The 14,060-nt window shown below is 48.9% G+C and carries 11 protein-coding genes; 4 read left to right on the forward strand and 7 right to left on the reverse strand.

Going from position 1 to position 14,060, the window contains the following annotated elements; genetic code table 11:
• Window positions 1–98: 98 nt before the first annotated feature.
• Entirely contained in the window at window positions 99–1,397 is a 1,299-nt protein-coding gene (locus ACQ0PY_RS19100; protein ID WP_044254098.1) for an anaerobic C4-dicarboxylate transporter, read from the forward strand.
• A gap of 150 nt (window positions 1,398–1,547) precedes the next feature.
• On the opposite strand, the gene ACQ0PY_RS19105 is transcribed toward ACQ0PY_RS19100, so the two are convergent.
• The 7 genes from ACQ0PY_RS19105 to evgA form a co-directional block, all read right to left on the reverse strand.
• Window positions 1,548–2,561 (reverse strand): fimbrial protein, encoded by a 1,014-nt coding sequence (locus tag ACQ0PY_RS19105; RefSeq protein ID WP_044254094.1) that lies wholly within the window; start codon window positions 2,559–2,561, stop codon window positions 1,548–1,550.
• A 12-nt stretch (window positions 2,562–2,573) separates the two neighbouring features.
• Window positions 2,574–5,021, reverse strand: a complete 2,448-nt coding sequence (locus tag ACQ0PY_RS19110; RefSeq protein ID WP_224788369.1) for a fimbria/pilus outer membrane usher protein — start codon at window positions 5,019–5,021, stop codon at window positions 2,574–2,576.
• A gap of 65 nt (window positions 5,022–5,086) precedes the next feature.
• Window positions 5,087–5,764, reverse strand: a complete 678-nt coding sequence (locus tag ACQ0PY_RS19115; protein WP_042999414.1) for a fimbrial biogenesis chaperone — start codon at window positions 5,762–5,764, stop codon at window positions 5,087–5,089.
• Window positions 5,765–5,808: 44 nt separating this feature from the next.
• Window positions 5,809–6,327, reverse strand: a complete 519-nt coding sequence (locus tag ACQ0PY_RS19120) for a fimbrial protein (protein ID WP_042999413.1) — start codon at window positions 6,325–6,327, stop codon at window positions 5,809–5,811.
• Window positions 6,328–6,443: 116 nt separating this feature from the next.
• A complete protein-coding gene (locus ACQ0PY_RS19125; RefSeq protein WP_090048409.1) occupies window positions 6,444–6,968 on the reverse strand; it encodes a helix-turn-helix transcriptional regulator in 525 nt (174 codons plus the stop codon).
• Window positions 6,969–7,428: 460 nt separating this feature from the next.
• Entirely contained in the window at window positions 7,429–10,617 is a 3,189-nt protein-coding gene (locus ACQ0PY_RS19130) for a transporter substrate-binding domain-containing protein (RefSeq protein ID WP_224788368.1), read from the reverse strand.
• Window positions 10,614–11,243: an acid-sensing system DNA-binding response regulator EvgA gene (evgA, locus tag ACQ0PY_RS19135; protein ID WP_058587082.1), complete on the reverse strand. Its 630-nt coding sequence runs from the start codon at window positions 11,241–11,243 to the stop codon at window positions 10,614–10,616. Before evgA ends, ACQ0PY_RS19130 begins: the two co-directional genes overlap by 4 nt.
• A 469-nt stretch (window positions 11,244–11,712) precedes the next feature.
• On the opposite strand from evgA, the gene ACQ0PY_RS19140 reads away from it, so the two are divergent.
• The 3 genes from ACQ0PY_RS19140 to iadA are packed head-to-tail and all read left to right on the forward strand — an operon-like array spanning window position 11,713 to window position 14,037.
• Window positions 11,713–12,399, forward strand: coding sequence for a nucleoside recognition domain-containing protein (locus tag ACQ0PY_RS19140; protein ID WP_109739461.1), 687 nt, complete (start codon window positions 11,713–11,715; stop codon window positions 12,397–12,399).
• Entirely contained in the window at window positions 12,396–12,857 is a 462-nt protein-coding gene (locus ACQ0PY_RS19145; RefSeq protein WP_042999410.1) for a YjiG family protein, read from the forward strand. The genes ACQ0PY_RS19140 and ACQ0PY_RS19145 overlap by 4 nt, the downstream gene beginning before the upstream one ends.
• 13 nt (window positions 12,858–12,870) lie before the next feature.
• Window positions 12,871–14,037, forward strand: a complete 1,167-nt coding sequence (iadA, locus tag ACQ0PY_RS19150; protein ID WP_044254084.1) for a beta-aspartyl-peptidase — start codon at window positions 12,871–12,873, stop codon at window positions 14,035–14,037.
• The last annotated feature ends 23 nt before the right edge of the window (window positions 14,038–14,060 follow it).

The following is a 14,060-nucleotide window of genomic DNA, read 5'->3' on the forward strand; positions in this document are numbered from 1 at the left end:
AGAAATAAGCGTTAACTGCAGGTAATGAATATTCCCTATTCATTACCTCGCCCTCTCGTTGTCGATAAATAAAATATAACAAAGAGCAGGTTAATTATATGGTGATATTACATGTCGTTTTATTACTGGGAACCATCATGCTTGCCGCCCGCTGGGGCGGAATTGGCGTCGGGTTTGCCGGCGGGATCGGATTAGCGATTTCGGTATTTATTTTTGGCGTTCCGGCAGGTTCTCCACCTGTCGACGTGATGCTGATTATTCTGTCTACCATTGTGGCGCTCTCAGCCATGCAACAGGCCGGCGGAATGGATTATCTCGTCACCCTGACCGAAAAATTACTGCGCCATAATCCCGGCTATCTTAATATTCTTGCCCCCACCGTAACGTTTATTCTGACGGTACTGTCCGGTACTGGTTATACCGCCATGTCGGTGATGAACGTGATTCAGGAAGTGGCGAAAGACAACGGTATCCGACCCAGCCAGCCGTTAAGCTCTGCGGTTGTGGCTTCGCAACTCGGGATTACCGCCTCCCCGATCTCTGCCGCCACGGCGATTATGTACGGCACCGTTGAGGTGATGGGCGTGAGCTTCGGCGATGCAATGCTGATTATCCTGCCCACCGCGTTATTTGCCATGCTGATCGCGGCGTTCATTGCCAGCAGACAAGGTGCCAAACTGGCCGACGATCCTGTGTGTCAAAAAATCATGCAGGAAAATAAAATTGTGCTGAATAAACAGGCCAGCCGCCCTATTCCCGCCGGAGCAAAATCCTCAGTCGCCATATTCCTGGTGGGAGTGGTCTTCGTGGTCTGTATGCTGCTGTTTAAATCCCTGATTGGGCATACCATTAATTCCCGCGACTTAATCATTATTACGATGTTTGTCGTGTCCACGATCATTATTTTCACCTGCAAGCTGGACATGAAAGAGCTGAAGAACTCACCGATATTTAAATCCGGCGCGGAATCACTGGTGGTGGTATTAGGGATTGTCTGGCTGAGCAGCACGCTGATCGGTGCCCATATCGATGAGATTAAAATGGAAGCCAGCGACATATTACGCGCCTGGCCGTTCTTACTGGCGGCGGTATTTTTCTGTACCAGCGCCATGCTGTTTAGCCAGGGGGCAACCAGCGCATTGCTGATGCCTATCGCCGCCTCCATCGGAATTAGCCCGGAGGCAATATTAGCCAGTTTTGTCGCGGTCAGCGCACTTTATATCACGAATATTTACCCGACAACCGCGTTTGCGATAGCCACTGATGATACGGGTTCATTTCTCAGTTCGCGCTGGAATGGCTCAAAGATCGTTAATCACCCCTTCTTCCTGCCGGGATGTTTATCGATTATCTTCTCGGTACCATTTGGCTTTTTACTGGCACAGATGATTTTGTAATGGCGCAGACAGAACAGACCTGCCGTTGGCGGCTTTCTCTATCCCCCACGACATCACCAACGTAACCGTATTAAATATGTCGTGATGAACAGCAGAACAGGTTGAGGTTAATCTGTTCTGCTATTCATCCATATGTTAGTTATTCGGCAACTACTGGTATGTCATCGTAAAAGACAGTACGCCATTAGCCGTCCCTGTGGTGATGTGATCGCCCGTCTGGTAGTAACGCGCCTTAAGCGGGACCGTGAAACCGCCCCCTGTGCTCGATGTCCCAGCCGCCACATCGGAGCCCAACCTCATTGGCTGGTTGTTATAAAGCAGTTGGATCCCGACCCCTGTGGCGGCGTTACTCCCGCTGGTCGTATTGATGACGCCTTTCGTTGCGTCATTAATATCGCCTTCCATCCTGACGCTGACGGCGGTTCCGGCATTGCAGGTCATCGGCAAATTGAATGACTGGGTATATGTCTCTCCCGGCGTCGTTCCTTTGCCATTAAAGGCGTTTTTATCAACCTCTTTCATATCGACAGGGATGGATGCCGTGGTCAGTTTGCAGGCTGGCGTGGTCACCGTGAACGCATTGATATTGACTGCGGCTTCTGGGGATTGCCAGAGCAGCGAGTTATTCAGCAATATCAACGACCCCACCATTCTTGCCGATATCGTACCAGAACCGGTCTCCGTCGCCGTTTTATAAAATGTCACCGTGACCGAACCATTCAATCCGGGACTTATCATTCCCGTGGTATTTTGACAAAGCCTGGCGGTGTTAATATCGCCCCGAATCGTATTCGCCCCCGTTACGGCGGCATTCCCTCCGGCACACTTTGCCGTCGAGCCGGAAATCGCATAGCCAATACCGTCAACGTTGGTTTTATAGACCCGTACCCCATTGACCATCGAATCGAAGGTACCTATCGCCTTTACGCCAAATGTTTGATTGGAAATAACCCCGTCCGCTGAATCAAAACAACTGAACGCATTCACTGTCGGCGTCATCATCTGCGTACCAATAACGGCCCCCACCGGCAGATCCCTGGAGATAGTGATATTCTGCGGCGATAAGGTTGTTGATGGCGTGACCGTCGAACAATCCCACGCCAGCGTAGTCCGTGAAAACAGTCCCAGAGCTACCCACAATAAACTCACTATAATTCGATTCATCTTACTCTCCACTTACCTGCACTCCGCGGTGACGTTATGCGTTTTGTCAGAAGCCTGCGCAATCTGATAATGTGCCAGACAACTTTCCCCAGCCCAGTTCACCACCACGGAGCCTTTTTCCGGTGCACCGCTAAACCAGACTCGCTGACGATCGTCAACAATCCCTTCTGGTGTATTGTCGCGATGGTTAATTGTTGCCGTCGCCCCAAACGGAATCGTTTTGCCCGTCAATTGCAGCAGGATTCGGTAGCCGGTAACGGTCGGGAAATCGGCCAGGGTCAGCGCGCCTTTTGTTGGTACGACGGTCTGCGTGTCATTCAACACATCCGTATTGTTGTTCAACCTGTCGGTATTTAGCGTCAGACTGTTCTGTCGATATGGCGCAACGTACGGCACAACGGCAAAACCTTTACTGTCTGTGTAAATGCCGCTGTTATTCGCCACTTTCACATCAGCGGCATTCTCGGCCTTCACCAACGCCATTGTCTCGCCAAGAGGTTGAGTCGCGGAGACGCCATACGGATGAACCACCAGTCCCCCCATTGCGCCAACCGAGACCTGACGATTATCGCGAGAGTAGTTATAACCAAGCTGATATTCACCATGCCGGCCCTTATAATTCGCCGACGCACTGCCCGTCACATCTGCACCCTTACTGTTGTATCCCTGCTGTACGTTCCAGTTCAGATTGTTGTCTTCCAGCGCGGTACCGGACAGCCCAACCTGTGAAGTGGCGTCGCCTTTTTTATTCGCGTTTGCCGATAGCGTCATCCAACTGTTTGGCAAGAAACGTGAGAACGGAATCTGCATCGTAAAAGAGACGATATGATCGTTGTCGTTGTGCCAGGGACCACGGGAATAGCTATAGTTCAGGCCATAATTAATATTGTTAATACTGGTGTTGTAACCCAGACTGACGTTACGCTCGGTATCACCGCCCCAATAGTCCTGGTGCCAGGCCGAAAGGTTGATATTCCCGAAATCGCCAAGCTGCTGGTTCAATGTCACCTGTGCCTTACTGCGTTTGTTACGCTGATAACGCCAGTCATTGCCTTCCAGAACGTTATCGCTCGCCATCCGGTATTTATTGACATCACCATTCGCTTCCTGAAAATCATGAAAGCCGGAAGAGGAATACCGATATCCCATCAGACTCAGCGAGGTGCCCGTTGATGAAAAATCTTTGGCATACTGCGCGCGAAGCGAGATACCACCTTCCGTTTTGCCTGGCATCTGCGTATGAGCAAAGGTAGTGTCAAAAGAGAACGAACCGAAATCGCCCAATCCTTTGCCGATACCAATAGCCCCGGCCTGGTAATCTCTCGACGCCAGCGTGCCGCCATATATTGTGGTGTCCCACGGCAACCCGTAGCTCATTGTGGTCTGAAGAAAATCCGGTTCTTTATCTGTACTGTTTGATGCACGATATTTTCCCACTGCCAGAGCATATTTAAACTGGCCCTCACGCTGCATGATCGGCACAGCCGAAAATGGCTGAATAAACTGATGCACCGAACCATCTGCCTCACGCACAACCACGGTAAGATCACCGCTGGCAGCAGTAGGATAGAGATCATCAATCACAAACGGGCCTGGCGGAACATAAGACTGCCAGATAATATTCCCGCCCTGACGAATGGTGACTTGTGCGTTACTTTGCGCAATGCCACGGACTACAGGCGCAAACCCCCGAACGCTTTCCGGCAACATGGTGTCATCCGAATAAATTTGCGCGCCACGGAAGTGAACACTGTCGAATACACCAGACTGCGTATAACCATCCCCCATACTGAACTGGCTTTTCAGCACTTTAATATCACGCTCCAGTGACGTGCTGAGGGTATTCCAGCGCCCGTCCCCTTCGTTATTGTTATATGTCGAGTAATTACGCAACCGCCAGGGACCGACGTTAATCCCACTCCGCAGGTTTAGATAGCTGTCATTACGCGAATCTCCCTTGCCATGGCTGTTGGCAGCAGAGAAGTTATAATTCAGGAACAGCATATTCAGTCCATCGTCCCACTGTTCCGGTGCAACGGAGCCGCGTGGATCGCGCTGCATATATTCTTGTGGCACCGAAATATCCAGACGCATCCCATCAAACTGAAAATTGAGTTGGCTCCCGGGGAGTAACGCACCAATATTATCGATGGTCGCGGAATCCTCCATACTCATCCAGTCAGGCTGTGCGTTACGCTTCACACCCCATTTTACGAAATCGGCGTAGGTTAAGGATGGTGCCAATTCACTCTCTTTACCCAGAAAGCTGATATCACGAGATTCAATATAATTTCCGTTCAGATAGACATCAACGTGATAAATACCGGGAACCTGTCCGTCAGTTTTGCTGAAACGGGAGATATCAATATCACGTGGAATATTCCCTCGGGTTTCAATGAGATCGGGTGAAAAATAATCCTCAGCCAACACGGTTGATGCTTGTGTAAACAGATAGACCATGACTGATAATTTCGTTAACGTTGCAAAACCTGAAACCGTATTGAACTGGAGCATAAGCATTTAACCTACATTTTAACTTTTTGTTCAGTCGTGACGCCTCCAAAATCATTAATCGCACGCCACGATACGTCACCGCCGTTTATCCCCGATAGGGGTAGCGTGACGGTTTGAAATGGTAATACCATTGGAGGCTTAGTGATCGTCTTGCCGTTCACCTTTATTTCATTGAGCGACACGCTATAAGGTGTTGGATTATTTACAGTTAATTTGCCACCCTCACGTGAAAAAATTAACTGCTGGTATGCCAATGACGGATCGCCTTTTAACCCGGTGGGACGATAAAACAGCTTCATTTTGCTTTTTACCGCGATCAACAATTCATTTTTCGCATCCGGTGAGGATGAGGGAATCGCTTTGATATTCAGCCAGTAAACGCTTTCTCTGTCGGTTGGTAAGTTATTTTCAGCCAACATGACGCGAACAGAGTTCTGCGCATTTGGATTTAATTTAAACAAAGGTGGTGTAGTAGTGAATTCGCTACCACTCTCATCACCATTTTCACTTTTACTCACCCATGACTGAATTAAATACGGTTTATTGTCCGGATTTTTAACACTGATTGCAGCCTGACTGGCATTACCATTATAAATAAGACGAGTACCGCCTATTTCAACACCACTAATTGCCGCTGTTGAGATAAATATCATCCCTATAGCAACCGTGTTATATAATTGCTGAAACATGAGAATTCCTGCTTAATTACTCAGGGCCACGAGTGGCCCTGCTTTTACTGATAAGTTACGGTGAAAGAGGTTGACGACTTGGCCGACCCTGCTCCGACAACGCCTGTGGCCATATATTTCGCGAAATAGGTCAACGTATTGTCGATGTCTTCCTGCAATGCCACGCTAGCCGAAGAAGTACCGACCGGGATCAATGTCGCGCTGTCCTGTTCATAAATAGCGACGCCAACATTTGTCGCAGTCTGACCTGTGGTCAACGCCAGAATCGAAGGGTTAGTCGTATTGGTGGTACCGTCAAATCGAACACTGGCGCTGGTTACACTTGCCGGACAGGATTTCAGCACAATGTTGAAGCGCTTAGCGGCAGCTGTTGCACCACTTCCACCAGAAAATGCCGCCGTTGAAACGGTTCCAAGCTCAACGGGTTGTGAAATCGCGGAAGGATCCACCACACACGCCGTTCCCGTAATGGTTCCGTTAAAGTTAATTACGCCATCGGCTGCATATGTCGCCTGTAGAGCAGACAGCGATAAAATCGCAGAAATCAGTGCTAATTTTTTCATATCGTAAAATCCTGATAGTTAAGTTAATATTTAATTAAAAGCGTTGATGTTAAAAACAATTATTTCTGCACTCACCTCCTCTGCATATTCTCGTTTCCCGACATTAACGCAATAATTTATGTAAGGTCAGTCTCATGAACACAGGGTTTGCACATTCTTATTCGCGCGATATTTCGATACAGAGATACACGATTACCGAGTTGAAGTTTAAATATCAGACTGCGACGGTGTGCATAGAATGTCTTCATCGACATGCCCAATAACTCACCAATCTCATTCGCCTCCATTCCTTTTTGTATACAATCAAGAACTTCACTTTCCCGGAATGAAAGCGTGTATTTCACCCGATAAGCATACCTGGAGTCATTGACAAACAGGCATGAGAGGATTTCATTTATCCGGCGTCTCTTATCAATGAAAGTTATATCTCTCAAATGGCATAACGCGTAGTAGTCGAGATCATTGGTGATAAATGCAATGATCTTCCTGCCAGGAAACAAATACTCTGTACTCCGTTGAAGGAGCGACTCATCGACATCGACTATAGTGTAATTTTCATCAATTAACTCCGGCGTTAACAACGCACTTATGCCGACAATAAAAAAATAATCATCAGAAAAAACGGAGTCTGACAATTTCATAGAACTTCCCTTTTCGACACTTCCTGCTTGCTGTTTTAACGTCTGTAAGTCGCCACATGTTTCGCTGTAAAATTTACAGAAAATAATTCAGCATGACATCACAAAAGTCGTGGATTTCGTAAGAAAACATAAAAACGATCGTTTCTACTATCTTTTTACTTTCAAAAGAACAACGATCCACACCTGGCTATTTTTATCAAAACAAAAACCCAGAATATGCAACAAAAAACAGAATTAAACACTAGCTATATGTATAGGTTTGGTTTAATGATCCGGGCGTGTTTGATAGTTGAAACTTGTAATAAACCAAAACATGGATTTTTCTTAGGAAATATACCAGGTTTAATTAACTAATTTTATTCTGTTGGAACAGGGCTTATTTTACCTGGTTAACACAGGAGCAACATCAGCGATGCCTTATTATTCTGTCAGGCACCGCCTACACATGTAGGAAGGAAAATTAAGGTGTGAATTTCTCGATTGCCTGCTCCAGCTCGTCCAGTAGTGTCTGGATATACTCAAGCTCAGCAGGCAGTTCGGTGACAGTCATTGCGTCCGGGAGTTTATCCTCCAGAGACTGTGAAGCCTTCATTAAAGTCTCAACCCCCAATAACTGAGCAGTCCCGTTAATGCGATGAATATGATGTTTAACCAGACGATAATCACCAGACTCACTGGCGTTATAAGCCGCCGTTAAATCACAGCGATTTTCTTCCTGCGCATCTTTTAATGCGCGAAGCATCAATGCCCGATTCCCTTGCGCCAGCATCGCCAGTCTTTCGAGATCAAATGCCGTGTCGTGGGTATCACTGACGCCGGAGAGTAAATGAGAGAGTTGTGACAACGTGATGGGTTTGAAAAGACAAGCATTCATGCCCGCCGACAGACAACGTTCGCGCTCGTGCTCCTGCGCCGTTGCCGTGAGCCCCCAGATGACAAGCGTCGTATTACTTTTTCTGACCTGGCGGGCAAGCTCAATACCATCCATAACCGGCATATTGAGATCGGTAATCAACAAGTCATAATTTCCTTGCTGAAGATAATGCAATGCAATCTCGCCATTGTCGGCTTCATCAGCGATGATACCCAGCGTCATAAGCTGACGTTTCAAAAGTAATCGGCTGAAAGGAAGGTCATCCGCGATTAATACCCGGAGTGTTGTTCCTTGCAATACTGGCAGAGGCGCGTCAACGTCCGCAACGGTAGGCGTGATATCAAACGACGTCTGGACTGGCAGGCTCAACGTAACGGTCGTCCCCCGATTCACCTCACTTTGCAGTTCGATTGTCCCTCCCATTTGCCTCATTAATCCCCGACTAATGGCTAATCCGAGCCCCGAACCGCGGTGATGTTCTCCCGCTATTCCCTGGCTAAAGGCGGTGAATAAACGACGTTGTTCTTCTTCGCTCATTCCCGGCCCAGAATCACGCACTGAGATCACCAGCGTTTGCTCATGCTTGACCGCAGAAATTCGCACATCACCACGTTCGGTAAATTTCACCGCGTTACCGATAATATTGGTGAGAACCTGCCCCAGTAATTGGGGATCCAGTCGCATCGCCTCGCGTGCCTCTAAACGAGAATCGTAACGTAGCGCGATCCCTTTTTGCGCCGCCAGCGCGCTGAATAATGCAATGTTGTCTTGTATCAGGCTGTCCGGATATTTCCACTGGGGAACGGTCTCTAATAAGCCCGATTCGATCTTCTCCAGATCGAGGATCTCGCCAATAAGTTTTAATAACGAACGTGAGGCCTGGGCCGCCTGGTCCACTGATGCTTTATCTTCCGGGCTAAACTTCGCAGGAGAAAATTGCAGGAGTTCAAGAAATCCCATAATGGCACTTACCGGGGTTCGTATCTCATGGCTCATGTGAGAAAGAAATTCCCGCTTCTCTTCATTGGCCCTGAGAGCCCGGTTTCGTTCCTCTTGCAGTAAGCGTTGAGAACGTTTTCTGATACGAACTTCCCGCACCAGATAGACTGCCCATAACAAGGTGCTGAGTACCAGTAACGACGCTAAGGTAGCCACCAGATAAAAAGGCCTGTTATATAATTCCCAGGTATCTATTTTGACATCCGGCAGACGAATCCATTTACTGACGATCTGCAGGACCTCTTTTTGCGGAATATCATCTAACGCTTTATCCAGAATTTGCCTTAACTCCGGCTCAGAGCGGGGCACCGCGAAACTGATTGCCGCGGGTTCTTCTCCGGTAAGCGGTATCCAGGAAAGCTGATCGGGATAGTAATGCTCGCTCAGATAACGCGCGGTCAGCTGATTCGAAATGGCGGCATCCACTTTTCCTGTTGCGACCAGATTCAATGCCACGCTGGAATTTTCCACCTCTTCCCACACAATGCCTGAATATTTCGCCTTCAGTGTGGCCAGTAAAGTGTGATCGGCGCTGATTGCAACATGGTTACCGGGCCGCAGCGCATGCTCTTTACTTTCCTCTTTTCTGATCACGGCCACGAACTGTGTAGTGATAAATGGATGCGTAAAAGAGAGATAATCTTCTCGGCTGAGATCATAGGTAGCTGCCTGCACAATATGCCAGTTACCTTTCTTCATCTCTGCGACCATCTCTTTATTCGATTTGACGACCACCGTCTCAAACTGAATACCCGTTTGTAAGCCAATCAAATTAAGGACATCGCCAACAATACCCCGCGTTTGCTGGCTTCCATCAACCATCGTGTAAGGGGCAAACCAGGGATTGATAATCACACGGAGTGTTTTGTGATTATTTAACCACTGCTTTTCGCGTGGCATCAGGTCCAGAGGTTCAATCAGGAAGGAGAGATTGCCTTTATCAATCATCGACTGGGCAATTTGCCCATGGATGTTTTCATCAATTGCGCTAAGGGTATTGTTCACAATTTCCCGCAGCCGTTGCTGTGCGGGCAAAAATAAAAAGTAGCTCTTTCTCTGTGGCGCAGGCCAATACTTCACCGTTGTCAGCGCAAGACTGAACTCCTGGGAAAGCCAGGTGCTGGTCGTGAGTGAATCGCCGAAAAACCAGGCATTGCGCCCATTATTAACAGAATTCAGCGCTTCCTGGTAACTGCCATAGTTATCGATCTCGGCATCGGGAAAGGACTGGCGGATAAAATCGACATCTGGATAGTGATTAACAATCGCTACCCCCGTACGTTGTGCGCTCTGCAATGGCGCCATAACGTTGCCAAGAGAGGTGACTAAATTGGGCCAGGAATGAATCAGTGGCAGAGAAACCTGAACACTTGCTTCACGCCAGGATTGACTCTCCAGCCCGGTCAATACCATATCGACCTCTCCCTTTTTTAACGCCTCAACAGCGTCAGCCTGATCCGGATACGCCATCACACTTATTCGTGTATTAAGGGAATGTTGAATCAATGCCAGATAATCAGCATTCATTCCCCGATAACGTCCAGTCAGCGTTGTCATAACAAGCGGCGGCTGAACGGGCTCATAAACGGCGACTCTGAGACTTTTTTTCTGCTGCAACCAGCGTTTGTCATCCTCACTCAAATAAACCGGTACAGGCGATATATAATTGAATCCTGATAGTTCCAGCTCAACGGGAAGTCTTAGTTGTGCGTAAACAGCACGCCCGCCGATGGATAAAATAATGAGCACCGCCATCAGCCATTTATTTATCATCATGTCAGCTTATTCTGATGAGCAAACGAGAGCAGTTCGATTAATGATTTACAGCCGAGTTTTTCCATGAGCCGCGTTTTATAAGTACTGACGGTTTTACCACTAATATGCATCGCCTCACCAATTTGCGAATTGTCCAGACCGTTAAGCACATGCCCCATGACTTTCATCTCTTGTGTCGAAAGGGATTCCAGACGCTGCGCATCGGTGAGGATTTCGGAGGCTTCTTCGGAGAAAAATGGAAAATAGGTATACCCATTCTGTGCGGCATTAATGGCCGCCAGGATATTATCCATGTTCTGCTTTTTACTGATAAACGCGTTCGCTCCCGCCTGTGCACAGCGCTTGCTGAAGTAACGATCATTTTTCGCTGAGACGACCACTAACACGCCGTGATAGTGATTCGCTCTGAGTTTCTCCACCAGCTCTACCCCATTGACGCCGGGGATCTCAACGTCAATAACCACAATATCCGCAGTCGTTTTTAGCAAACTCTTCAGCGCAATCGCCCCGTCATCATACTCTCCGAGAACCGTAACGCGATCTTTCTCCAGTACACCACGAATAGCCATACGCGCCAGAGGATGGTCGTCCACGATAATTGCCGTGCGGGAACGCATTCCACTCATAATTCCCCCAAAGATCGTGATGTTCTAAACACGCTATGTCATTAATAATAGCGTAAACGATACGGTAGATTACCCTCTACATTAACCTTTGTCGTGCGGAGTACTTCACTGTTCTCATCACTTCCCCCACCCTGGCTGTATATATTTCACTGGATACTCACTCATATGCGATCGTGATGACTGAGGCTATTGCACATCATGAAGCGATGTTCTGAATGTTTAAAACCATGCCGTTGAATCCACTATCCTTACAAAAATGGAAAAGAAATTATCTGGCAATGTTAAAACGAGGCAGAAATTGGCGGGTCGTTTTAATCCTGATATTTCTGTCACCCTATGCAAGAAACGCATAGCGCGAAACATTCTGGCATTTTCCCCATATCCCTATGGCTGGTAAGGTCATTGAGTTCGGGCCACTTCTGGCCTGTCGCAACAAACACACATTATCAAAAAAATAACGGGGTTCGCTATGGCGCAACAAGGGGAACAGGCGGCGCTGCCGCTTGTAACAGAAAAGGTCGGACTTAAGGGATATCTGGCATTTTTTCTGACCATCATTTTCTTTTCCGGCGTATTTTCCGGAACGGAAGGTTGGTGGCGTGTTTTTGATTTTAGCGTGCTGAACGGTTCGTTTGGCCAGATCGCGAATGGCGCGGCACAAACGACCGTCACCTTCCGGGGCGCGGGCGGTACGGGCGCAAAAGATGGTTTTCTTTTCGCGCTGGAACTTGCGCCGTCAGTCATTTTGTCACTGGGCATTATTTCTATCACCGACGGTCTTGGCGGATTGCGTGCGGCGCAACAACTGATGACGCCGATCCTGAAGCCGCTGTTGGGCATTCCGGGCATCTGCTCGCTGGCGCTTATCGCTAACTTACAAAATACCGATGCGGCTGCAGGTATGACGAAAGAACTGGCGCAGGATGGTGAAATCACCGAGCGCGATAAAGTCATTTTTGCCGCATACCAGACCAGCGGCAGCGCGATTATTACCAACTATTTTTCCTCTGGCGTTGCCGTCTTCGCGTTTCTGGGAACGTCTGTTATCGTCCCGCTGGCCGTGATTCTGGTGTTTAAATTTGTCGGCGCCAACCTGCTACGTATCTGGATCAACTTTGAAGAACGCCGTAACCCAACGCAAGGAGCACAAGCATGACCACTCAGGTACGCAAAAATGTCATGGACATGTTTATCGACGGTGCCCGCCGCGGCTTTACAATTGCCACCACTAACCTGCTGCCAAACGTGGTGATGGCGTTCGTCATTATTCAGGCGCTGAAAATCACCGGTTTACTTGACTGGGTTGGACACATTTGTCAGCCCGTCATGGCACTTTGGGGACTTCCTGGTGAAGCCGCCACCGTGCTGTTAGCGTCGCTGATGAGTATGGGCGGCGCGGTAGGCGTTTCCGCCAGTTTACTCACTGCAGGAGCATTAAATGGTCACGACGTCACGGTTCTGCTCCCGGCGATATACCTGATGGGTAACCCGGTACAAAACGTGGGTCGCTGCCTCGGTACCGCCGAAGTGAACGCCAAATATTACCCCCACATCATTGCGGTATGTGCCATCAACGCATTACTGTCGATCTGGGTTATGCAGCTTATTGTTTAAAAAGGGAATTATCATGCCTGATTTATCCTTCGCAGAATTTACGTTACTGCAAGGTGCGCACCTTTATACCCCTGAAGATCAGGGGATTTGCGACGTGTTTCTCGCCAACGGCAAAATTATTGCCGTTGCACGCGATATATCGCCTCACATTGTGCCGGATTGTAAGGTTATCAATCTCCAGGGACGGATCCTATGTCCTGGCTTTATCGATCAGCATGTACACCTGATTGGTGGCGGTGGTGAAGCGGGCCCCACGACCCGAACACCAGAAGTCAGACTGAGCAGACTGACCGAAGCCGGGGTCACGACCGTCATTGGTTTGCTCGGCACCGACTCCGTAACCCGTCATCCGGAATCACTGCTGGCGAAAACCCGGGCGCTGAATGAAGAAGGGATCACCGCCTGGATGCTAACCGGCGCTTATCATGTCCCTTCACCGACGATCACCGGTTCCGTCGAAAAAGATGTGGCGCTGATCGATCGCGTTATCGGCGTAAAATGCGCCGTCTCTGACCACCGCTCTGCCGCGCCTGGCGATTATCAACTGGCAAACATGGCAGCAGAATCTCGTGTGGGTGGCCTGCTGGGCGGCAAACCGGGTGTCAGCGTGTTCCATATGGGCGACAGTAAAAAGGGGCTCAAACCGCTGTACGACATTCTCGAAAATAGCGATGTGCCGATGAGTAAGCTGCTTCCCACCCACGTAAACCGCAATGAGGCGTTGTTCGAAGAAGCACTGGCCTTTGCGCTCAAGGGCGGCACCATCGACATCACCAGCGGTATCCCCGATCCGGTTGCACCGGCTGAGGGGGTTGCTCGCGCAGTCAAAGCCGGTGTACCGCTTGCCCGGATAACGGTCAGTTCTGATGGTAATGGTAGTCAGCCGTTGTTTGATGATGCCGGAAAACTCACCGGAATTGGCGTGGCGGGCTTCGAGAGCTTGCTTGAAACCGTGCAATCGCTAATCAACGATTACGGATTTACCCTGACCGACGCACTGCGTCCGCTGACGACCAGTGTGGCTACCTTTCTTAACCTATCCACTAAAGGCGAAATCGCCCCCGGTAAGGATGCCGACCTGCTGGTGATGACGCCGGAATTGTGTATTGAGCAGGTTTATGCTCACGGCAAACGCATGGTGGTTGACGGGAAAGCCTGCGTGAAGGGTACTTTCGAGTAAGCGCAATCGGTTGTCAGCCGTGT

Source organism: Citrobacter sp. LST-B2, from assembly GCF_057983045.1.